We start from the raw sequence: 21,306 nt of genomic DNA, 5'->3' as shown, positions 1-21,306 counted from the left end.
CTAGAGTGCGCCGAGGAAGCTGCGTCCTTCGGCCGCGGCGTTCAGCCGCTCTGCGGCGGCATGCGAACCGCGCTTCATCTGCTCGACGTCCGCCGCGGTGAGACCCTGCAGCGCGGAGGCGAGGTCGTCGCCCTCGTACCCGCTGGTCACCACCACCCCGTTCTGCCACTCGCGGACGATGGGCGCCATCGTCCGCCCGTCCGCGACGACGATCGCGAGGCGGCCCTGGATGGACTCGAAGAACTTGTTCGGCAGCGCGAACTCGAGGTTCTTCTCCCGAGGCCGATAGAAGATGATCTCCATATCGTATTCGTTGACTCGCTCGGCGATCTCCCGCATCGGGGCCGGCGGCACGATGTGGAGGTGGTCCCTGGCCGGGTGCGCGGCGATCTGATCGCGCAACCAGCCGTGCATGAAGGCGTTGGGCATGATCATGAACGTCATCGAGAAGCGTGGCGGGAGCGTGCGCATCGCGTCGAGGATCTCGGTGAACCCTCGGTGCATGCTGGGCATGCCGTGGAAGAGCATGCGGATCTCGCCCTCGTCCACCGGCGACGGCTCCTGCGCGACGAAAGGCGGCGCGTTCTGCACCACCGCCGGTGCGGGGAAGCCGAACTCCTCGGCGTAGAGCTCTCCGATGGGCGCGCACACGACGGTCCGGCTGGTGAACGCCGCATCTCCGATGTGCCGGCGCACCCAGCGGTAGTGCCCGGCCGTGAGCCGCCCGCCGATCGTGTCGCGGCGACGGTCGGTCCGCCGGTACTCGTGCAGATCCAGATGCAGTCTTCCGGCGAGAGCCTCGGGGGTGAAATCGCGGCGGTCGTCAACCCAAGGGGTGAACTCGTACTCGTTGAAGACGATGAGTCCGTAGCGCCCGCTCCGCACACGCGCGCGGAGCTCCTCGGGGATGCGGCTGGTCACCGTCGCACGGAATCGCGCCGGCGCCGTCAACAGGAACTGCGCGACAAGGGTTCCCCATCGCGTGGTGGTCCAGCGCGGAGCGGGTCCGAGCACGTGGTGTTCGACGACCTGGGGCGACGGATGCCCGCCGAGGCCGAGCGTCTCGACCTCCCATCCGTCCGAGATCAGCCAATCGACCTGACGGCGCACTCGCGGATCGGTCTCGATGTCGGAGTAGGACAACAGCAGCGCGCGGCCCTGACGCGGATCGGCCGTCACCGGGTCGCTCCCGCGGCACCTTCGGCGCGCACGCGGCTCACAGTCGAAACGAAAGGCATACGGCTATTCTGACAGAGGCCTGGAAGAGGCCGTGAACCCCGGAGCAGGAGATGCGCCGGGACGGAGGCGCCGCCATTCGGGTGCGGCGCCGTTCGCCGCCGGCCACACGATCACCCGGCGGGATCAGCATTGGAGGACGCCGGGTGAAGAGCCTGTGGCACACACTGGTCGCGCTTTTCGAAGTGCTGCCGCGAGGGGCGAAGCCCTTCTACACCTGGTACTCGATCTTCACCGCGGCATTGGCGATCCTCGACACCCTCGCGCTCGGGCTGATCGTCCTGTCCGTGACGCCGCTGGCCAGCGGCAAACCCATCGTCCTGCCACTGATCGGCGAGATCCCGGAAGCCGCGACCGTGTGGGTGGTCGTCGTCGTCTGCGCCCTCTTCATCCTCAAGGGCGTGCTCGCCGTGATCCTGCACTGGTTCGCCACCCGGCGCTTCGCACGGTACGAACTGGAGGTCGGTAACCGTCTGTTCCGCGCCTTCACGCGGCGCAGCTGGCAGGACCGGTCCTCCCTCAGCACCGCGGAGATCACGCGGATCGTCGACGGCTCGATGGCCAACACCAACCTCGGATTCATCCTCCCCCTCTCCCAGGTCCCCGGCAACGCGCTGACGTTCGTCTCCGTCCTCGGCGTTCTGGTCCTGTCGCAGCCGCTCACCGCGTTGATCGCTGTGGTTTACCTGTCGCTGATCTCCCTGGTGATGCTCAAGGTCGTCACCGCCCGCACCCGCCTCGCCGGCCAGCACAACCGGAAGTACGGCTATCGGGTGGCAACGGTCATGACCGAGATGATGGAGGCGCTCAAGGAGGTCACCCTCCGCGGAAAGCTCGATGAGGTGGGCGCCGAGGTCACTCGCCTCCGTCGCCGCGCGACGACCGCGCGCGCCAACATCTCCTTCCTCGGGATCGTGCCGAAGTACTCGTTCGAGGCGGCGCTGATCGGCGGCTTCCTGCTGATCGGCGGCACCAGCTTCCTGCTCGGAGGCATCGACGCGGCAGTGGTCTCCATCTCCCTCTTCGCTGCGACGGGATTCCGCATGATCCCCGCCATGAACGGAATCCAGACGAGTTTCAACGCGGCATCCGCCAATGAGGTCTACGCCAAGGACGTGATCCGCGAGCTGTCGCGCGTCGCCGACGAAGAGGCGCAGCCCACGCCGGCGGCGCGGTCCGTCGCGCGCGTCGAGGTCCCGCTGCCGGACGACCCGCGCGAGCTCCGGCTGCGCGACGTGACCTTCCGGTACCCCGGCTCCGAGCGCGCCGTCCTGCAGGACGTCTCGCTGACCGTGCCGTTCGGATCCCGCTTCGCGGTCGTCGGGCCGTCCGGAGCCGGGAAGTCGACACTCATCGACATAACGCTCGGATTGAGTCGGCCCACCGGCGGGCTGATCTCGATCGACGACGTGCCGCTCGATGACGTCCTGACGCAGTGGCGCTCTCGCGTCGGCTACGTCCCTCAGAAGGTCGCCCTCTTCGACGCCTCCATCGCCCAGAACGTCGCCCTCACGTGGACGGACGATTTCGACGAGGATCAGGTGCGGAAGGTGCTCGAACAGGCGCAGCTCGACGAGCTGCTCTCCCGCCCAGGCGGCATCCACGCCCGTATCGGCGAGCGTGGGCTCGCGATCTCGGGCGGACAGCAGCAGCGCCTGGGAATCGCACGGGCGCTCTACGCCGATCCGCTCGTCCTCGTTCTGGACGAGGCCACGAGCGCGCTCGACACGGCAACGGAGGGGAGGGTCATGGAAGCCATGCGTGCCCTCCAGGGAGAGGTGACCTTCATGACGATCGCCCACCGCCTGGCCACGATCCGTGATTACGACCAGGTGCTGTACCTCGAGAACGGCGTCGTCGGCGGCGTCGGGACCTTCGACGAGGTGGTCGCGTCGGTGGCCGACTTCGAGGTGCAGGCTCGGCTCGCCGGGCTCGCGGGCGGAGGGAACGCATGACCGCCGGCCGCCCCCGCGTCCTCGTCCTGTCGCTGTCGAAGGTGGCGTCGGATGCACGTGTACTGAAGCAGATCGCGCGTCTGTCCGAGACCGCCGACGTCGTGTCCTGCGGCTACGGCCCCGCCCCCGCCTCCAGCGTCGCCCACGTCGAGCTGGCCGAGGCCGAACCGCGGTGGGCGGTGCTGCTGCGTGCTCTGCTCATCCGTGCCCACCTCTACCGCAGCGCCTACTGGACCACGCCGGCGGTCCACCGCGCGCGACGGCTCCTCCGTCGGCAGTCGTTCGACGCCGTGCTCGCCAACGACCTCGACACCGTCGGCCTCGCACTCGCCCTGACCGCCCCGGAGCGGATCCACCTGGATCTCCACGAGTACTGGCTCGGGCTTCACGACAACAGCGCCGCCTGGCGGAAGCTGCGTCAGCCCTACTACCGGTGGCAGCTGCAGCGGTGGGCGGCTCAGATCCCGTCCGCCACCACCGTGAGCCGCACGATCGCCGATCGCTATCGCGACGAGTTCGGCATCGACGGCGGCGTGGTCCTCAACGCCACCAGGCTGCACGACCTCGCGCCGACGCCGGTGTCCCGTCCGCTGCGCCTCGTCCATTCCGGCGGGAGCCAGCCGAGTCGCCGGATCGAGAACATGATGAGGGCGGTGGCCCAGTCGACCTCCGGTGCGACGCTGGATCTCTACCTGGTCGGGCAGGGTACCGATTATTACCGGAGCCTCACGGCCCTCGCCGACGAGCTGGGCGACAGGATCCGGATCCTCCCTCCCGTGCCGTCCGCGGAGCTCATCGAGACGCTCAACGACTACGACGTCGGCATCCATGTGCTGCCACCGACGAACACCAACAACGAGCTCGCACTGCCGAACAAGTTCTTCGACTACGTGCAGGCACGGCTCGCGCTGGTCATCGGCCCGACGCCGTCGATGGTCGAGATCCTCCGACACCACGACCTGGGGATCGTGACCGCAGACTTCGAACCGGCGTCCTTGACCGCCGCGCTCGATGCACTCACCCCCGAGCAGGTCGAGGGTTTCAAGGCTCGGTCGCACGCGTCCGCAGCCGAGCTCTCCGCCGAGCCGCAGAACGACATCTGGCACCGGGCGATCCAGGCGATCGTCCCGCAGGACTGAAGGATCGAGACAGTGACCGCACGCCCCGCGATGATCTTCCATGTGCCGTTCCGGCTGAACCCGGACGCGGTGAGCGCCAGTGGCATCCGTCCGGTGCGCTTGCGCCGCGCGTTCGAGGAGATCGGGTACGACGTCCATGAGGTCTCGGGCACACACGCCGAGCGCCGCGATCGGATGCGGGAACTGCGCACCGCGATCCGCGACGGCCGACGTTTCGATTTCGTCTACTCCGAGGCCGCGACCACGCCCACCGGCCTCGGCGAACCGGTGACCCCCGCGACCAGCCTGACGCGCGACATCGCCTTCCTCCGTGCGTGCCGCCGCGCGGGCATCCCGGTCGGACTGTTCTACCGGGACATCTACTGGCAGTTCGAGGAGTACGCGAAGCGCGTCGGTCAGCCGTATGCGTCCGTCCTGCGCTGGCGGTACCGGGCTGACCTGCGCGGTTACCGCTCGGCGGTCGATCGTATCTACCTGCCCTCGATGCGCATGGCCGAGTACCTGCCGATCGCCAACCGCCCCCAGGCGGCCTCCCTCCCGCCGGCTTCGGAGGCCATCGACAGCGTCGCCCCCGCCGCCGGGCTCGGACTGTTCTACGTCGGCGGGACGAACGACTATTACCGGATGGAGCAGACCGTCCGCGGCGTCGAGGCGAGCGCAGAGGCCACCTTGACGATCTGCACGCGGGAGACGGAGTGGGCGGCCAACAAGCATCGGTACTCGGACGTCCTGGGACCGCGAACCCGCGTGGTGCACCGCTCGGGCGCCGAGCTGGAGCCGCTGTACGCGGACGCGCACATCGGCTCGCTGCTGATGGAGCCGATCGAGTACCGCGAGTTCGCCGCCCCGCTGAAGCTGTACGAGTACCTCGGACACGGGAAGCCCATCGTCGCGACCGCCGGAACCCTGGCAGGTGAGTTCGTCGAGGAGAACGGCATCGGGTGGGCGATCCCGTACACCGCCGACGCGCTCACCGCTCTCCTCGACGAGTTGTCCGCGTCGCCCGACGCACTCCGCGCCGCCACAGCGCGCGCGCAGGAGGTGCGACACCAGCACACCTGGGCGGCGCGTGCACGCACCGTCGCTGCCGACCTCGCCGGCGTCGAGGCCCCCGTCTCGTGAGCGGCACGGACCTCGGTCGCCGCCGGCGCGTCCTCGTCGTCACCCCCTGGTTCCCCACTCCCGGCGCCGAGGGCGTGGGAATCTTCAACCTTCGCGACGTGGAACTGCTGCGCCGGGAGCAGGATGTCACGGTGCTGCACCTGTGCCCGCCGGCCCAGGCCGGATCGCCGGTCGATGAGGCCGAGAGCATGCGGATCGTGCGCGTGCCCTTCTCCTTCGCGCAGCCGGCGACGTTCCCCGGTGCGGTGCGCGCGCTGAAGGCCTTGCTGCACACCCACGACGTGCTGCACACGATGGCGTTGCCCGCCTTGATCCCCGCTCGCTTCGTCCGCGTCAGGCAGCCGTGGGTCCATACCGAGCACTATTCCGCGCTCGTCACACCACCCGCGTCCGTGCGCAGCGCGGTATCTCTCCGCCTGCTGAAGACGCTCTTCGCTCGACCCACCGAGACCGTCGCCGTCAGCGCCGCGCTCGGGCGGGTGATCGACCAGCACCGTCGTCGCCCGTCGACCATCATCGGGAACGAGGTCATGACCCCGGTCGATGCCGTGACCGACCGGGCGATCCCCGCCCGGATGCGACTGGTCGCCGTGGGCGGACTCGTCGCCCGGAAGGGACCGGACATCGCCGTCAGAGCCCTGGCGCTGCTGAGGGCACGCGGGATCGACGCCGAGCTGGTGTGGGTGGGAAGCGGCCCTCTCGAGGCTGACGTGCGCGCGATAGCTGCGGAGGAGGGGGTCGGAGGCCATGTTCGCCTCGCGGGTCAGCTCTCGCCCGCCGAGCTGTCCTCGGAACTGCTCGCCGCAGACATCTTCGTCCTGCCGGTCGAGACCGAGACGTTCGGCGTGGCCATCGCGGAGGGCCTGGCCCACGGGTTGCCGGTCGTGGCCACGGGAACCGGCGGGCACGAGGAGTTCCTCCCGCGCGAAGCCTCTCGCCTGGTGCGCCCCCGCACTCCCCAAGCCGTCGCCGACGCGATCCTCGACCTCCGTGATGATCCCGAGCGGTGGAGCCGGACGCGGATCGCTGCGGACGCGGCGCGGCGATTCTCTCCCGAGGCACGGCGGGACGCCTACCGCGAGGTCTACGCGCGCGCGCTCGCCGAGAGGCCGGCAGCGCAGCGGTGAGAGGTCCGTCCGGGGCCGGCCTGCCACCCGCGCTTGCCGACCCCGCCGGACGTCAGAGGGTGCGGGACTCGGCGGTCCGCGATGACTCGAGGGCCGCCTCGACCACGGCCAGCGTCCGTAGTCCCTGCTCCATGGTGACGACGTCGGTCTGCTGCCCGAGCACGGCATCGCGGAAGGCCTCATGCTCGACGCGCAGCGGCTCGCGCTTGGCGAACGCGTAGCGCGTGACGTCTCCTTCGGAGACCCCGCGGAAGGAGGACACGGACTCCCATTCGAGGGGGATCGTGCCGTTGGCGTAGAAGGTGAGGTCGCCGGTGGAGGTGTCGGCGACGAACGCGCCCTTCTCCCCCGTGACGACCGTGACGCGCTCCTTCATCGGGCTCAGCCAGTTGACGATGTTGTTCACGATCACGCCGTTGGCCGTGCGACCCGTGATGGTGATCATGTCCTCGTGCTCGCGACCGCTCTTGAAGGCGGTCTGGGCGAACACACGCTCGTAGTCGCTCTGCACGACCCAGGCGGTGAGGTCGACGTCGTGGGAGGCGAGGTCCTTCGCCACCCCGACGTCCGCGATCCGGGAGGGGAAGGGGCCCTGTCGGCGCGTGACTACCTGGTACACGGCGCCGAGCTCGCCCGCCTCGATCCGGCGGCGCAGCTCCTGCACCGCCGGGTTGAAGCGCTCGATGTGGCCGACCGCTCCGACCAGGCCGGCGGCGGCGAAGGCATCGACCATGCGCTGGCCGGCGTCCACCGTGTGCGCGATCGGCTTCTCGACGAGGGTGTGCACGCCAGCGGCCGCGAGCTTGAGCGCCGCGTCCTCGTGGAATCGCGTGGGAACGGCGACCACGGCGATGTCGATGCCGGCGTCGATGAGCGCGTCGATGTCCGGCAGGATCTCCAGGTCACCGGCCACACCGTGCGGGTCGCCGCCCGGGTCAGCGATGGCGGCGAGCTCGACACCGTCCAGCTCGCGCAGCACGCGGGCGTGGTGACGGCCCATCATCCCCACGCCGAGGAGACCTGCGCGCAGGTCTGCCATCAGGCACCGGCCTTCGCGACGGCGTTCACGGCGGCGACGATGCGCTCGAGGTCGTCCTGGCTGAGCGACGGGTGCACCGGCAGTGAAGCGACCTCACGCGCGGCGCGCTCCGTCTCGGGCAGGTCGAGGCCGGGCGCGAAGTGCGTCAGGGACGGGAGGCGGTGGTTCGGGATCGGGTAGTACACGCCGGCGCCGACGTTGTGCTCGTTCTTCAGCGCCGCGACGAAGCCGTCACGATCCTCGGGGACGCGGATCGTGTACTGGTGGTACACGTGCACGGCGCCCTCGGCGACCGGCGGGACGACGACGCCCTGCAGGTTCGCGTCGAGGAAGGCAGCATTCTGCTGCCGGGTCTTCGTCCAGCCGTCCACCTTGGTCAGCTGCACACGACCGATCGCGGCGTGGATGTCGGTCATCCGGGCGTTGAAGCCCACGATCTCGTTCTCGTACTGCCGCTCCATGCCCTGGTTGCGCAGCAGCTTGACCTGACGGGCGATCTCGTCGGTCGCCGTGGTCACCATGCCGCCCTCGCCACTGGTCATGTTCTTCGTCGGGTAGAGGCTGAACATGGCGAACTCGCCGAACGAGCCGACCGGACGACCGTCGAGCGACGCGCCGTGCGCCTGCGCCGCGTCCTCGTACAGGGCGACGCCGCGCTCGGCGGCCAGGGCCTCGAGCTCGCGCATGCGAGCCGGGTGCCCGTAGAGGTGCACGGGGAGGATGCCCTTGGTCTTCGGCGTGATCGCGGCGGCGACCGCCTCGGGGTCCAAGGAGAAGGTGTCCGGCTCGATGTCGACGAAGACCGGGGTCCCCCCGGTGAGTGCGACCGAGTTGCCGGTCGCGGCGAACGTGAAGGACGGCACGATGACCTCGTCGCCCGGGCCGACGCCGGCGGCGAGCAGACCGAGGTGCAGGCCCGCAGTGCCCGAGTTGACCGCCACGGACGGGCGGCCGGGCACGAAGTGCGCCGAGAACTCCTGCTCGAAGGCGGCGACCTCCGGGCCCTGCGCGACCATACCGCTGCGGAGGACGCGATCGACGGCCTCGCGCTCTTCGTCGCCGATGAGGGGCTTGGCGGGGGGAATGAACTCGCTCACACGGTCTCCTTGGTCAGTGTTCCGTCGGTCTCGATGAAGCGCGCCCCGGTCGCGGGGCACACCCAGGTGTTCTCGTCCTCGCCGCGGGTGAGCGGGACGCCCGCCTCGCCGACCCAGCCGATGCGCCGGGCAGGGACGCCGGCGACGAGGGCGTGCGCCGGGACGTCCTTGACGACCACGGCGCCGGCCGCGACCGTCGCCCAGGCGCCGATCGTCACCGGAGCGACGCAGGTCGCGCGGGCGCCGATCGACGCGCCGCGCTCGATGGTGACCCCGACCGGCTCCCAGTCGTGAGCGCTCTTCAGGCTGCCGTCGGCGTTGATCGCGCGGGGGTAGGTGTCGTTCGTGAGCACGACGGCGGGGCCGATGAAGACACCGTCGCCGAGCTTGGCGGGTTCGTAGACGAGGGCGTAGTTCTGCACCTTGCAGTTGTCCCCCATCTCCACGCCGGTACCGATGTACGCGCCGCGGCCGACGATGCAGTTCTCGCCGAGGCGGGCCTGTTCGCGGACCTGGGCGAGGTGCCAGATGGAGGATCCGTCGCCGATGACGGCGTCGGCGGACACATCGGCGGAATCGACGATCCGCACGCGGGAGGTTTCAGTCACGGGGCTCCTTGCACGCTGCGCGATGAGGCAGCACTGACGAGATTCTACTTGGCGTTGCTCCGCGAACCTCGACGCGCGCCGCGAACGACCTCCGCGGCGCGGGCGCCGACGGTGGCGAGCGAGGCGTTGTCAGCCGCCCATGCGGCCCGATCCGCCCTGGTGCGCTCGGTCCCGCCCGATGCCCACTCGGAGAGCAGCCGCCGCATGGCCGCGGCCACCTCCTCCGGGTCGAAAGCGACGGCTTCGCCGAGACCCCCCGCACGCACGACCTCGCCGCCGGTCTCCGCGCCCGTGAAGAGCACGGGGGTCCCGACCGCGGCCGCGGCATACGTCTTGGTCGGTCGGGCGAAGTCATAGCCGATGCCGGGGACGATGCTCACCAGCGCCCCGACGGCTCCGCGGATCCACGAGGCCGAGGTCGCGGGGCCGACGAGTCCCCCGAAGTGCACCCGGCCCGGCGCGAGCCGTGCAGCGAGTTCCTTCAGCTCTGCCTCCACGGCGCCCTGTCCGAAGAACCGGAGCTCGACGTCCTCGTCCGGGAGCAGAGCGAGCGCACGGATGAAGACGTCGGGCTGCTGCCACTCCGACATCGTGCCGGTGTAGACGAAGTAGGGCCGCTCCGCTTCGTGCGGGACGACGTCGGGACGGAAGACCGCGGTGTCGATCCCGTTGCCCACCGTCACGACACGCTCCGGTCGCCCACCGATCGCGGCGAGCCGATCGGCGACCTCCGTGGAGACCGCCAGGGATCGTGCCGCGCGGCGCAGGACGAAGCGCTCGACGAACCGCATGACCGCCACCACCGGGCCGGGGGCGTCCATCGAGGCGACCGCATCGGTCCACACGTCGCCCGGGTAGTAGACCAGCGGGCGTCGGGTGAGGAAGGCGGCGATCGCGGCCGCGAACCCGGTGGTCGGCGGTGCCTCCGCGACGATCACGTCGGTGCGTCGGACCAGCAGCCGGAAGAAGAGGGGGACGTCGAAGGACAGGTACGGGACATACCCGCGGATGGCTCCGCTGCGGTCTCTGAGCACCGGCGCGCGACGCACGACCACGCCAGGGGCATCGGCGATCACCGTGTCCCGCGGCGGCTTCGTGCTCAGCACGGTGACATCCGTGTCGGCGGCCAGTGCATGGGCGAGCGCCTCCATCCGGAAGCTGGCGGCGGTCACCTCCGGCGTGTACAGCCGTGTCGCGATGACGGCGCGTCGTCTCCTCGACATCCTGCCCCTGCTGTTCGGTGGACCGGCGCCCGAATCGACACCTGACACAATAGAACCATGTCCTCGAGCGTCCCCGCGCCTTCCCCCGCCGATCCTCGCGCCTGGGTCGTGATCCCCCTCTACAACGAAGCCAGCGTCATCGGCGGCGTGATCGAGGGCCTCAAGCCCCACTTCACCCACATCGTCTGCGTCGACGACGGATCCAGCGACGGCTCGGCGGCGGAAGCCGCCGCCGCGGGGGCGCATCTCGTGCAGCATCCGGTCAATCTCGGTCAGGGGGCAGCCCTGCAGACGGGGATCGACTTCGCTCTGGCACACCCCGAGTGCGATTACATCGTGACCTTCGACGCGGACGGCCAGCACCGAGTGGAGGACGCACTCGGCATGCTCCAGCTCGCCAGGGACGAGGATGTCGCCATCGTGTTCGGCTCCCGCTTCCTCGACGACCGGACCAACCCGGGATGGATGAAGAAGGTCATCCTGAAGACCGCCGTGTGGGTCACGAACCTCACCACGAGCCTGAAGCTCACGGACGCCCACAACGGCCTCCGCGTCATCCGCCGTGACGCTGCGGAGCACATCGATCTGCGGCAGGACCGGATGGCCCACGCGACGGAGATCGTCCTCGAACTCGGCCGTACCGATCTGCCGTGGAAGGAATACCCCGTGGAACTGCTCTACACCGACTACTCGAAGGCGAAGGGCCAGAGCGTGCTCAACTCCGTGAACATCCTCGTCGACCTGGTGGTGCGCTGACCATGTGGATCCAGTTCCTGCTCATCGCGGCGATCATCGTCCTCGCCGTCTTCATGATGCGTCGTACCGGCGCCGACAGCCACCTGGCGATCCGGCGGCTTCTCATGGGCCTGTTCGTCGTCGTCGCCGTCCTGTCCGTGCTCTTCCCCCAGTGGCTGAGCTGGCTGGCCGGCCTCGTGGGCGTGGGCCGAGGCACCGACCTCGTCCTCTACGGCTTGATCGTCATGTTCCTCGCGTTCGTGTACTCGCAGTACCGGCGCAACATCGCCCTGCAGCGTCAGCTCACGCTCCTCGCGCGGAAGATCGCACTCCTGGAAGCCGCCGAGATCGAGAAGGACGCTAGTCGCAACCCGTGATCTCGTAGAGGACTGCGTCCCCCACCCGATCCACCTCGGTGAGGATCGGCGAATCGTCGAGGTCGTGGAGACCGTCGTACGTCGTGTAGTGGTTCTGATACAGGACGGTGTCGCCGAAGTCCATCGCGTGGGTGACGCCCAGCCGCTCGGCGGCATCGCACACCTCAGGACCGCCGTCCACGAAGTACCGCGCCAGCACCGAGGCGTCCCGGCCGTACCGGCCCGTCACGTGCGGGAAGACCACGTCTTCTCCGGTGTATGCGAACAGCAGCCCGGCTCCCGTCAGCGGGTCGCCGATCACCAGGCTGCCCTCCGGGAGTTCTTCCGCGGCGCGCTCGAACAGCTGCGCCTCGTCGGGTGAGAGCCCCTGCGACTGCGCATCGAAACGGAAGCTCACATCGCGCATGTATCCCAGGTCGTTGCGTATCGCCAGCAGGTGCGTGGCGGCGGCCAGGGCGACGACCGCCAGGATCGCGAGCGCCAGAGCCCGTCGGCGCGCACGCCAGAGGCCGGCGAGCCAGTCCCCCACGACGGTCGCGCCGATCGCCGCGAAAGGGATCCCCCACATCGCGAGCAGCGCGGCCACGCGCGTGGTGTCGTCATACCAGAGGCCGACGACGGCGCTGCGCAGCCACAGGACGGGGAGCCAGGATGCGACGAGGTACAGTCCGACGCTGACGGCATAGGACCACAGGACCCACCACATCCGCTCTTTCGCGAGCCGCCAGATGCCGAGCGCGGCGAGAGGCCCGAGCAGCAGTCCGGTGCTGCGGTTCACCGGGTTGAGGAAAGCGACTTCGCCGAGCGCCTGCGAGATCGTGAGCCGGGGCAGCCACTCGTGGGTCGTCACGTTCGCCTCGAGCCAGACCACGGTCAATGCGATCAAGCCGATCACCACAGCGACGCCGAGCAGCACGCGCGTCCGCCGCACACCGGAGACCGCGAGCCGCCATGCTCTCCAGAGCAGGTACGGCACCAGAAGAGCCACGGCCCCCAGCAGAGCGGACGGGTGCGCGAATCCGGTGCTGCCCACGATCGCCAGGACGATGAGGATGCGGAGGGTGCGGCGCGTCCAGCCGGCAGCGGGTGCGAAGGCAAGCAGCACGGCGGCGAGGAGAACCGGGATCAGGGCCGTGCCGAGCAGGTTGGGATACAGCACTCCCCAGTTGAGGAATCCCAGGGGGAAGACGCTGATCCCGAATCCCAGAAGCGGCGCCCACAGCGCTGCGCGGGCGTGCTGGGGAAAGGCGACAGCCGTGAGGGTGGCGAGAGCGACCGGCCACACGAGCGCGACGACGGCGAGCGTCGTGACGTTCGTGGCCGCGACCACGCTGCCGGCGGCCGGGAGGACGAGGCTCACCAGCGCATGCCAGAGGGTCGGGTAGAACGAGGTCTCCAGGTTCGGCGTCGCCATCGTCATGTGCAGCGGGGACGCGTCACCCGTGGCTGCGATGAACTCGACGGCGTTCAGATGGAAGAGGCCGTCGTAGAGCTGGGACGGGTGGTCCGGTCGACCGATCCCGGCCAGCAGGATGACCATCCACCCCAGGAACGCGACGCCGATCGCGATCCACGTTCCCCGGCTGCGGGTCCGGACGTCGCCCGGTTCCGCCCGGTCGAAGAACCGCAGAACCGCCGCGACGATCCACACCGGCGCGGTGACGAGACCGACCGGAAGCAGACCCCACGACACCCCCAGCACCGGAGCGACCAGCGAGGCGGCCGCGACGATGCCGAGCGAGACACCGATGGCGAGGCCGAGCCTCACGACGCTGCTCACCCCGCGGACGCAGAGGGCCACCGGAAGGCCAGGGACGACGAGCAGGGCGAGGGCGACGAGCAGGGCCGGCGCCTGCTCGATCCAGGCGGTCACGCCCCCACCAGCGCGATCGCGCCCTCGATGTCGCCGTCGTACGCGACCTCACCCTTGTTGATGACGATTCCGCGCGTGCACAATTCGCGCACCATCTCCATGTCATGGCTGACGACGACGAGGGTCTTCCCCGCAGCGATGAGTTCTTCGAACTTCAGCCGGCACTTCTCCCGGAACGGGGCGTCCCCCACCGACAGGATCTCGTCCACCAGCAGGACGTCGAGTTCGACGTGGATGGCGACGGAGAAGGCGAGGCGCATGAACATCCCGGAGGAGTAGTGCTTGACCTCTTGGTCGATGAACTGCTCGATCTCACTGAAGGCGACGATCTCGTCGTAGCGTTCCTCGATCTCCCGCCGGCGCATGCCGAGGATCGCGGCGTTGAGGAAGACGTTCTCCCGACCGGAGAGTTCCGGATGGAATCCGGCCCCGACCTCGATGAGACCGGCGACGCGACCGCGGGTGAGCACCTGACCGGAGTCGGGCTCCATGACGCCGGAGATGAGCTTGAGCAGGGTGGACTTGCCGGACCCGTTGAAGCCGAGGATCGCGACCGATTCCCCTTCGCCGATGACGAGATCAAGGCCCTTGAGCGCCTCGAACTCGCTCGAGAGCTTGCGCCGCTTGATCCAGGACACGACGGTGTCCTTGAGGGAGAACGCGTGGTTGAGCGTGAAGCGCTTGCGCACGCCGTCGATGATGATGCTGGGCTTGGTGACCGTCTGTGCGCTCATAGATCCTGCGCGAACCTTCCCTCGAGACGCCGGAAGACGAGTTGTCCGACGAGCAGTGTGCCGATCGCGATGAGGAACGTCCACAGCGTGTTCCAGGCCAGCCCCGGCGGGAGTTCGAAGGCCGTCGACGTGACCGGACGCCAGAAGGCGTAGTGGAAGAGCTCCACGCCCTGGGTGATGGGATTCAGCATGTAGACCTCGACCAGCCACTGCGGCCATCCCAGTTTGTCGACCACGGCATCCTGCACCTGTGTCCAGGCATACAGCACGGGCGAGGCCCACGTCGCCAGGAGCAGCAGGAGCTCGACGATGTTCTCGGCGTCGCGGAAGCGGACGTTGATCGCGCCGAAGAACAGCCCGAGGCCGAGCGCGAACACCATCACGATGACCATGCCGGCGAAGATCGCGAGGACGGAGAGGAGGGAGATGTGCGTGATCCATCCGAGGAGGAGACACACGATCAGCAGAAGGCCGACCTGCGGGAGGAAGTGCACGAAGGCGACGATGACGGCGGATACCGCGAAGAGCTGCCGCGGGAGGAACACCTTGCGGACCAGCGGTGCGTTGCCCACGATCGACGTGGTGGCGTTCTTGAACGCTTCGGAGAAGAGGTTGATGATGACGATCCCCGAGAAGAGGTAGATCGCGTAGTTCGGGATGCCGCGGTCCAGGTTCATGAACAGCCCCAGGACCACCCAGAACACCAGGAACTGGGCGGCGGGACGCACGTAGGACCACGTCCACCCCAGCACCGAGTTGCGGTAGCGCGTGGTGACGCCGGTGCGCACGAGCAGGTTCAGCAGGTAGCGCCAGCGCACGACGTCGATCAGACCCCGGCTGGTGCCGGGGACGTCGAATTCGGAACGCGGGACGGCGGCGAAAAGATCTCGGGTTTCAGTCACGGGCCCACTCATTCGGTCGCGGTGACGGAGCGCACCGCAGGCTTGAGTATCTTATGACACGGACGCTGAGAGGAACGGCGGCGCGCTACTTCACCGTGACCTTGCCGGTCCGGGTGTCGTAGGAGATCTCGCCCTTCTGGAAGAGCTGCGTGGTGATGGTGCCGGACACCGTCGCCGACGCCTTGGGGTATCCCAGAGCGCTCTCTGCGCCGCCCAGCCGGGTCCATTCGGTCAGGATCGGCCCGACCGGGACGAGCACCGAGCCCGTGGCCGAGGACCACCCCACGACGCCCTTCTGGAACGACATCGCGCACCCGCCACCGGCGAGCGTGCAGTCCACGGTCGACGTCGGCCACCCCCACGCCGCCCCCTGCGGACCGCCGGCAGCCTCGTAGTTGCGCAGGAACACGCCGGAACCGATACCGAACGTCCCCGCCGGGGAATCGAACACCTTCCCCTTCGTGAACGCCTGCACCGTGCCGCCACCGTTCGCGCTCACGACCGTCGCCTTGCCGGACGGGTAACCCAGACGCGCCGCGCCCCCGTACCGCGTCCACTCCGCGCCGACCTTCGCACTCACCATGACCGAGCCCGTGGCCGAAGACCACCCCACGACGCCCTTCTGGAACGACATCGCGCACCCGCCACCGGCGAGCGTGCAGTCCACGGTCGACGTCGGCCACCCCCACGCCGCCCCCTGCGGACCGCCGGCAGCCTCGTAGTTGCGCAGGAACACGCCGGAACCGATACCGAACGTCCCCGCCGGGGAATCGAACACCTTCCCCTTCGTGAACGCCTGCACCGTGCCGCCACCGTTCGCGCTCACGACCGTCGCCTTGCCGGACGGGTAACCCAGACGCGCCGCGCCCCCGTACCGCGTCCACTCCGCGCCGACCTTCGCACTCACCATGACCGAGCCCGTGGCCGAAGACCACCCCACGACGCCCTTCTGGAACGACATCGCGCACCCGCCACCGGCGAGCGTGCAGTCCACGGTCGACGTCGGCCACCCCCACGCCGCCCCCTGCGGACCGCCGGCAGCCTCGTAGTTGCGCAGGAACACGCCGGAACCGATACCGAACGTCCCCGCCGGGGAATCGAACACCTTCCCCTTCGTGAACGCCTGCACCGTGCCGCCACCGTTCGCGCTCACGACCGTCGCCTTGCCGGACGGGTAACCCAGACGCGCCGCGCCCCCGTACCGCGTCCACTCCGCGCCGACCTTCGCACTCACCATGACCGAGCCCGTGGCCGAAGACCACCCCACGACGCCCTTCTGGAACGACATCGCGCACCCACCGGCCGTCGTCGAGCAGTTCTGTGCCGAGATCGGCCAGCCCCACTCGCCGGCTTCCCCCTGGGCAGCGAGATAGTCGGTGAGCATCCCACCGGTCTTCATGCCGAAGGTGCCGGCGGACGAGGACCAGATCTTGCCCTTGGTGTACTCCTGCACCTGCCCGCCGCCGTTCGCGGTGACGGCCAGCACGGCGGTCTTCGGATACCCGTAGACGCTCTTAACTCCGCCGGCTGCTCGCCAGAACGTCAGGAAGGAGCCGCTGACCTCGACGAGACGCGTCGCCGGCGAGTAGGCGATCACGCCGTTCTGGAACGTCTGCTCGAATCCGGCATCCGGCCCGGCGACAGCGGCCTTGGTCGGGTAGCCGAAGCGGCTCGACTCGGCACCCAGAGTCTCGTAGAGGGCGGCGAAAGCGGTGGGCACGAGCATGGAAGCGGTCGCCGCCGAGTAGTACACGGTGCCCTTCTGGAACACCATCTTGCAACCGCCGTCCGCCAGCTGGCACACCGCATTCCCGGTAGGCCAACCCCACGAGCCCTTCTCGCCGCCGGCGGCGAGGTAGTTCGTGCGGAAGGGTCCACTGCTCATCGGGTACGCGTGCGAAGAGGAGGCCGGCTTCCAGATCGTGCCCTTGGCGAACTGCTGCACGTAGCCGCCCCCGTTGGCCGACACGTACACGGCGTTGCCGGTGGGCTGCCCGTACCGCCCGGTCGCTCCGCCCTGGGCGTTCCAGGCCGTCAGGATCGCTCCGGAGACGGTGTACTTCGTGGCGCCGAACCAGTCGGTGAAGTAGTTGTAGAAGTTCCGGTTGCCGTAGGCGGAGCAGCTGTCACCCGTGCCGTAGCCGGCGCGGAGTGCTGCCGCGTTCGGCTGGTACGGCGTGTAGTAGTACAGCGCCGCCGTCGCCGCGTTGGCGATGTAGACGGGCGAGGAACCGCACGACTTGTTCGGGTTGTAGAGGATGTTCCAGGTCTTGCCGGGGGCATACCACTGGAACCACTTCCCCTCCATGTAGATCTGCATCTGACGCGCAGCGCCGTAGATCTGGTGGAAGAATCCCACGAAGTTCGGATCGCACGGTGCCGTGTCCGGGCACCCCTGGCCGAGCGCGATGTTGTAACGCCATGCGCTGGGCCAGGTGTGCGTCACGAGGCCCTGTTCCTTCTGGAGCATGACGATGAGGACCCGCGGGTTGATGTCGCAGGCCTTGGCGACGCGGTAGATGATGCGAGCTGCCGACTCGTTCTTCGCACCGGTGTATCCATCGCAGTACGCATCGGCAGGGCGGGTGACCGACGTGATCTTGAAGTCCTTCAGGCAGACGTATCCGCTCTGGCACTTCGAGACCTTGCTGTTGAAGAAGCTCTGGATCTGCGCCTCGGTCATGGTGCCGCTGTCGGTGAAGACGGCGTCACTGATGATGTTGCCGGGTGTGAACCCGACCAGCGATGATTTCACAATCCCGGCGGCCGCGGGGTCGCCGACGACCCTGCTCACGGAACCGCCGACGGCGGACGTCACAGCGGCGGAGGCGGCGGTGGCGGGGACCACCGTGCCGATCACCAGGGCGGAGGCAGCGAGGAAACAGGTGAGAAGGCGGGTGACCTTCGTGGTGTTTCGAGAGCGTGGGGCACGTCGAGACATGTGACCAGTGTGACGGAAGTTGCGGGATGATGCCACTGTTGCCACGGAAACGCGATCAGCTCCCGGCGTGTCGCGTGGATGCGAAGCTGGCGTTCAGGTGATCAGAGGTCTGCGTGCAGACTCCACACCCGCTCCGCGGCACTCGCCCAGGAGAAGGCCCGCGACCGGTCGGCGGCGAGCACGCGCAGGCGCTCCCTTCCGGCGCCCGCCGCGTCCTCAATCGCCTCCGGCAGCGCCTCCTCGGCGACCACCGCTCCCCCGTCGGCGAGGACGTCGTGATGACACCCGGACTCAACGGCCACGACGGGGACGCCCAGCGACATCGCTTCCACAGCGCGCCAGGGCCATCCGGTGACGGCGTCGGTGGAGACGAAGACGCGAGCCCCGGCGACGACGGCGGCGCGGTCCGACACCTCGAGGGTCCCTCGGACGTGCGCACGGCGCTCGGGCAGTCCGGCGGCGGCGGCGATCTCGGCGATACGCGGTTCCGTGCCTTCCGCCGCTCCGATCACCACGGCGTCGAGACCGGCCGCGACCGCCCCGCGGAAACCGGCGGCCAGGGTGTCCTGCGGGCCGGACAGGACGAGGTACTCCGACGGCAGGCCGAGTGCGTCGCGTCGCGACGTGGCGTCCGCCGGGAGGACGAGACCCTGGGGTGGAGCGCCGGCGATGACGCGGATGCGGTCGCCGAGCTTCACGAGGCCGGACAGCCGCTGCGCCATCGAATGCGAGGGGACGACCACGGCATCCGCATGTTTCACGGCACGTCGGAGCATCCCGCGCTGCCAGGCGACGGCGCCCCTGGACAGTTGGGACGGCGCCTCCCAGGCCCGCAGATCCCACAGCGTGACGGTCGTCTGGTCGTTGTCGTGCACGCGGTCATGACGCACCAGCGGAGCGAGCAGCGTGGGTGCGTGGATGAGGCCGCCGCCGACGCCAGGGGCGATACCGAGCTGCCAGGACGCGGCGAGCTCACGGCGGCCGACCGCGAGGGTGCGCACCTCTCCGATGCCGCGCAGGTCGACGTCCGCCCCCGACGGCACGATCGCGTCGACCGTGCAGTTCGGTGGGGCCGTCTGGACGAGACCGGCGGCGAGATCTCGCGACGCCGCCGCCTGATCGGGGTCGACGACGTGCACGAGCTGATCCAGAACAACACGCAGTCGAGCACCCATGCGATCAGGCTAACCGCGGGATGCCGACGACCCCGGGAGCGCATCACCTGTCCACACCGCTACTCAGCGTTCCCACAGCATCGGGAGCGCGGCGGGCAGCCTCGCCGTGCTTGAATGCCAGGGTGAGCGATGGTCGCCTTCCCGTCCGCCGCCGATGGGTCGGGTGGACCGTCGGCCTCGTCCTCGTGTTCCTCGTCCTCGCACTGGGCTGGGTCACGGTGCGCGGCATCGGCGCGGTCGACAACCTCCAGCAGATATCGAAAGCGACCAGTCAGCTCAAGCAGTCCATCGCCGAGGGCGATCTCGATGGGGCAGCCCCGGTCGCCGCCCGCATCTCCCGCAACGCGGAGTCGGCCCGATCGCTGACGGGAGACCCGATCTGGCAGGCGTTCGCTGTGCTGCCCTGGATCGGCCCGAACTTCCGCGCGGTGAGCGAGGTCGCCGAGATCGCCGACGACGTCTCCAGGGACGCCCTCGGTCCGCTGCTCGACGTCGCCGACGACGTCGACCTCACGAGCCTCGGCTTCGCAGGCGGGGCGATCGACCTCGCTCCCTTCGCGGTCGTCGAGAAGCCGCTCGGCACCGCGAGCGCGGCGTTGACCGTGGCGGAGGAGCGGGCCCGCCGCATCGACGCCGACGCCACCCTTCTGCCGCTCGCTGACGCGGTGCGGGAGATGCGCGGCGCCGTCACCCAGGCCGCCACGGCGGTCGGTGCGCTGCACGGCGCCTCCGTCCTGCTGCCGACCATGCTCGGCGGCGATGGCCCCCGCACCTACGTCCTCGCGATGCAGAACAACGCAGAGCTGCGGTCATCGGGCGGCATCATCGGCTCGATCGCGCTCCTGCGCGCGGAGAACGGCAAGGTCACGCTGCAGCGGCAGGCGTCGACGCGCGACTTCCCCCCGCTGGACACGGCGCTGCCGGTCAGCGACAGCACCGTCGCGCTCTTCGAGGACCGCCCCGGCCGCTATCTGCAGAACATCACCAGCATCCCCGACTTCCGTGAAGCGGGACAGACCATCGCCGCCCGGTGGGAGGGGCGCTACGGGGGGAAGGTCGACGGGGTGATCGCGGTGGACGCCGTGGTCGCCGCACACCTCATGCGAGCCACCGGGGATCTCTCCTTCGGACCCTTCACGGCGACTGCGGACACCGTGACCGATCTGCTCCTCTCGGAGATCTACGCGGCGATCCCCGATCCCGCGGCTCAGGACGCGATCTTCGCCCAGGCCGCCGGCGGGCTGTTCTCGGCCGCTCTGTCCCACGCGGAGCCGCAGGCCCTCGTCCGCGCTCTCGCCGACGCCGCCGGCGAAGGCCGCATCCGGATCTGGAGCGCGCACGAGTCGGAGGAGTCGCTCCTCGCCGCCAGCGCGCTCGGCGGCGCCATGCCGCAGGACGACGAGGACGCCGCGGTGGTCGGCGTCCTGATCAACGACGGGACCGGCGGGAAGATGGACTACTACACCCGCGCCTCGATCGCGACGGCGGTGGGGACCTGCGCGGGGGTGCCGACGACCCAGGTGCGCGTCACCTGGTCGAACACGGCCCCCGCCGACGCCGCCACTTCTCTGCCTCCGTACGTCACCGGCGACGGCATCTACGGCGTGCCGGCCGGCAGCGTGCGCACCCTGATCGCCGTCTACGGTCCGGACCGTGCCCTGCCGTCGCATATCGACCGGGACGGCAAGGAGGAGGGCGTGCAGACGACGACCATCGGCGATCGCTCCGTCGTGCAGCACGAGGTGCTCCTCGCCCCCGGCGCCTCCACCACGATCACCGTGGAGTTCCAGGGCGAGGGCGCCGGAGCGCGCCTCACCGAGGTGCAGCACACCCCGTTGATCGTCGCCCCGAAGCTGACCCGCGACACCCTGCAGTGCGGCTCGTGACAATCGCCGACGGATGAGGTACTGTCATCTCACTGGGGAATAACCGGGGTCCGTGAACCTGCCGTGGGGGCAGAGGACTCCGCGCAGTCGGACGCAGGGGTGTGTCCGGAGGCGATTCCGCGTGAAATTCTGGGGAG

At 69.3% G+C, this 21,306-nt stretch carries 17 protein-coding genes; 7 read left to right on the top strand and 10 right to left on the bottom strand.

Features of this window, described 5'->3' with window-relative positions; translation table 11 throughout:
- Positions 1 to 1,179: a glycosyltransferase family protein gene (locus tag BLU02_RS15870; protein ID WP_060921742.1), complete on the bottom strand. Its 1,179-nt coding sequence runs from the start codon at positions 1,177 to 1,179 to the stop codon at positions 1 to 3.
- A 203-nt stretch (positions 1,180 to 1,382) separates the two neighbouring features.
- On the opposite strand from BLU02_RS15870, the gene BLU02_RS15865 reads away from it, so the two are divergent.
- The 4 genes from BLU02_RS15865 to BLU02_RS15850 are packed head-to-tail and all read left to right on the top strand — an operon-like array spanning position 1,383 to position 6,579.
- Positions 1,383 to 3,191, top strand: a complete 1,809-nt coding sequence (locus tag BLU02_RS15865) for an ABC transporter ATP-binding protein (protein ID WP_060921743.1) — start codon at positions 1,383 to 1,385, stop codon at positions 3,189 to 3,191.
- Positions 3,188 to 4,330: a glycosyltransferase gene (locus tag BLU02_RS15860; RefSeq protein ID WP_060921744.1), complete on the top strand. Its 1,143-nt coding sequence runs from the start codon at positions 3,188 to 3,190 to the stop codon at positions 4,328 to 4,330. The genes BLU02_RS15865 and BLU02_RS15860 overlap by 4 nt, the downstream gene beginning before the upstream one ends.
- 12 nt (positions 4,331 to 4,342) lie before the next feature.
- Positions 4,343 to 5,452, top strand: coding sequence for a glycosyltransferase family protein (locus BLU02_RS15855; RefSeq protein ID WP_083371052.1), 1,110 nt, complete (start codon positions 4,343 to 4,345; stop codon positions 5,450 to 5,452).
- Positions 5,449 to 6,579, top strand: coding sequence for a glycosyltransferase family 4 protein (locus BLU02_RS15850; protein ID WP_060921746.1), 1,131 nt, complete (start codon positions 5,449 to 5,451; stop codon positions 6,577 to 6,579). The genes BLU02_RS15855 and BLU02_RS15850 overlap by 4 nt, the downstream gene beginning before the upstream one ends.
- A gap of 52 nt (positions 6,580 to 6,631) precedes the next feature.
- On the opposite strand, the gene BLU02_RS15845 is transcribed toward BLU02_RS15850, so the two are convergent.
- Genes BLU02_RS15845 through BLU02_RS15830 form a run of 4 tightly spaced genes read right to left on the bottom strand, consistent with a single transcriptional unit; the run spans position 6,632 to position 10,546 of the window.
- A complete protein-coding gene (locus BLU02_RS15845; RefSeq protein WP_060921747.1) occupies positions 6,632 to 7,618 on the bottom strand; it encodes a Gfo/Idh/MocA family protein in 987 nt (328 codons plus the stop codon).
- The gene (locus BLU02_RS15840) at positions 7,618 to 8,715 is read right to left on the bottom strand and encodes a DegT/DnrJ/EryC1/StrS family aminotransferase (RefSeq protein ID WP_060921748.1); all 1,098 of its coding nucleotides are present in this window, start codon (positions 8,713 to 8,715) and stop codon (positions 7,618 to 7,620) included. Before BLU02_RS15840 ends, BLU02_RS15845 begins: the two co-directional genes overlap by 1 nt.
- Positions 8,712 to 9,323, bottom strand: a complete 612-nt coding sequence (locus tag BLU02_RS15835) for an acyltransferase (protein WP_231919598.1) — start codon at positions 9,321 to 9,323, stop codon at positions 8,712 to 8,714. The genes BLU02_RS15840 and BLU02_RS15835 overlap by 4 nt, the downstream gene beginning before the upstream one ends.
- A 44-nt stretch (positions 9,324 to 9,367) precedes the next feature.
- Positions 9,368 to 10,546, bottom strand: a complete 1,179-nt coding sequence (locus tag BLU02_RS15830) for a glycosyltransferase family 4 protein (RefSeq protein WP_060923402.1) — start codon at positions 10,544 to 10,546, stop codon at positions 9,368 to 9,370.
- Positions 10,547 to 10,603: 57 nt separating this feature from the next.
- Between BLU02_RS15830 and BLU02_RS15825 the strand changes: the two genes are divergently transcribed.
- Both BLU02_RS15825 and BLU02_RS15820 read left to right on the top strand, forming a co-directional pair.
- Positions 10,604 to 11,302: a glycosyltransferase family 2 protein gene (locus BLU02_RS15825; RefSeq protein ID WP_060923403.1), complete on the top strand. Its 699-nt coding sequence runs from the start codon at positions 10,604 to 10,606 to the stop codon at positions 11,300 to 11,302.
- 2 nt (positions 11,303 to 11,304) lie between these two features.
- The gene (locus BLU02_RS15820; RefSeq protein ID WP_060923404.1) at positions 11,305 to 11,658 is read left to right on the top strand and encodes a DUF2304 domain-containing protein; all 354 of its coding nucleotides are present in this window, start codon (positions 11,305 to 11,307) and stop codon (positions 11,656 to 11,658) included.
- On the opposite strand, the gene BLU02_RS15815 is transcribed toward BLU02_RS15820, so the two are convergent.
- The 5 genes from BLU02_RS15815 to BLU02_RS15795 all read right to left on the bottom strand — a co-directional run bounded on the left by BLU02_RS15815 (position 11,642) and on the right by BLU02_RS15795 (position 19,283).
- Positions 11,642 to 13,531: a DUF6541 family protein gene (locus BLU02_RS15815; protein WP_060923405.1), complete on the bottom strand. Its 1,890-nt coding sequence runs from the start codon at positions 13,529 to 13,531 to the stop codon at positions 11,642 to 11,644. The genes BLU02_RS15820 and BLU02_RS15815 overlap by 17 nt on opposite strands.
- Positions 13,528 to 14,265 carry an ABC transporter ATP-binding protein gene (locus tag BLU02_RS15810; protein ID WP_060923406.1) on the bottom strand — a complete coding sequence of 246 codons (738 nt, stop codon included), beginning with the start codon at positions 14,263 to 14,265 and terminating at the stop codon, positions 13,528 to 13,530. The genes BLU02_RS15815 and BLU02_RS15810 overlap by 4 nt, the downstream gene beginning before the upstream one ends.
- A complete protein-coding gene (locus BLU02_RS15805; RefSeq protein WP_231919597.1) occupies positions 14,262 to 15,167 on the bottom strand; it encodes an ABC transporter permease in 906 nt (301 codons plus the stop codon). Before BLU02_RS15805 ends, BLU02_RS15810 begins: the two co-directional genes overlap by 4 nt.
- A gap of 85 nt (positions 15,168 to 15,252) precedes the next feature.
- Positions 15,253 to 18,108 carry an LGFP repeat-containing protein gene (locus tag BLU02_RS15800; protein ID WP_083371050.1) on the bottom strand — a complete coding sequence of 952 codons (2,856 nt, stop codon included), beginning with the start codon at positions 18,106 to 18,108 and terminating at the stop codon, positions 15,253 to 15,255.
- A gap of 101 nt (positions 18,109 to 18,209) precedes the next feature.
- Positions 18,210 to 19,283: a glycosyltransferase gene (locus BLU02_RS15795; protein ID WP_060922791.1), complete on the bottom strand. Its 1,074-nt coding sequence runs from the start codon at positions 19,281 to 19,283 to the stop codon at positions 18,210 to 18,212.
- A 122-nt stretch (positions 19,284 to 19,405) separates the two neighbouring features.
- Here BLU02_RS15795 and BLU02_RS15790 point away from each other — a divergent pair, with 122 nt between their 5' ends.
- A complete protein-coding gene (locus BLU02_RS15790) occupies positions 19,406 to 21,169 on the top strand; it encodes a DUF4012 domain-containing protein (RefSeq protein WP_060922790.1) in 1,764 nt (587 codons plus the stop codon).
- Positions 21,170 to 21,306 lie beyond the last annotated feature (137 nt).

This window comes from Microbacterium paraoxydans, assembly GCF_900105335.1.
Classification (GTDB): Bacteria; Actinomycetota; Actinomycetes; order Actinomycetales; family Microbacteriaceae; genus Microbacterium; species Microbacterium paraoxydans.
The sequence above is the reverse complement of the archived record's forward strand: the minus strand, read 5'-3'. Positions and strand labels throughout refer to the sequence as shown.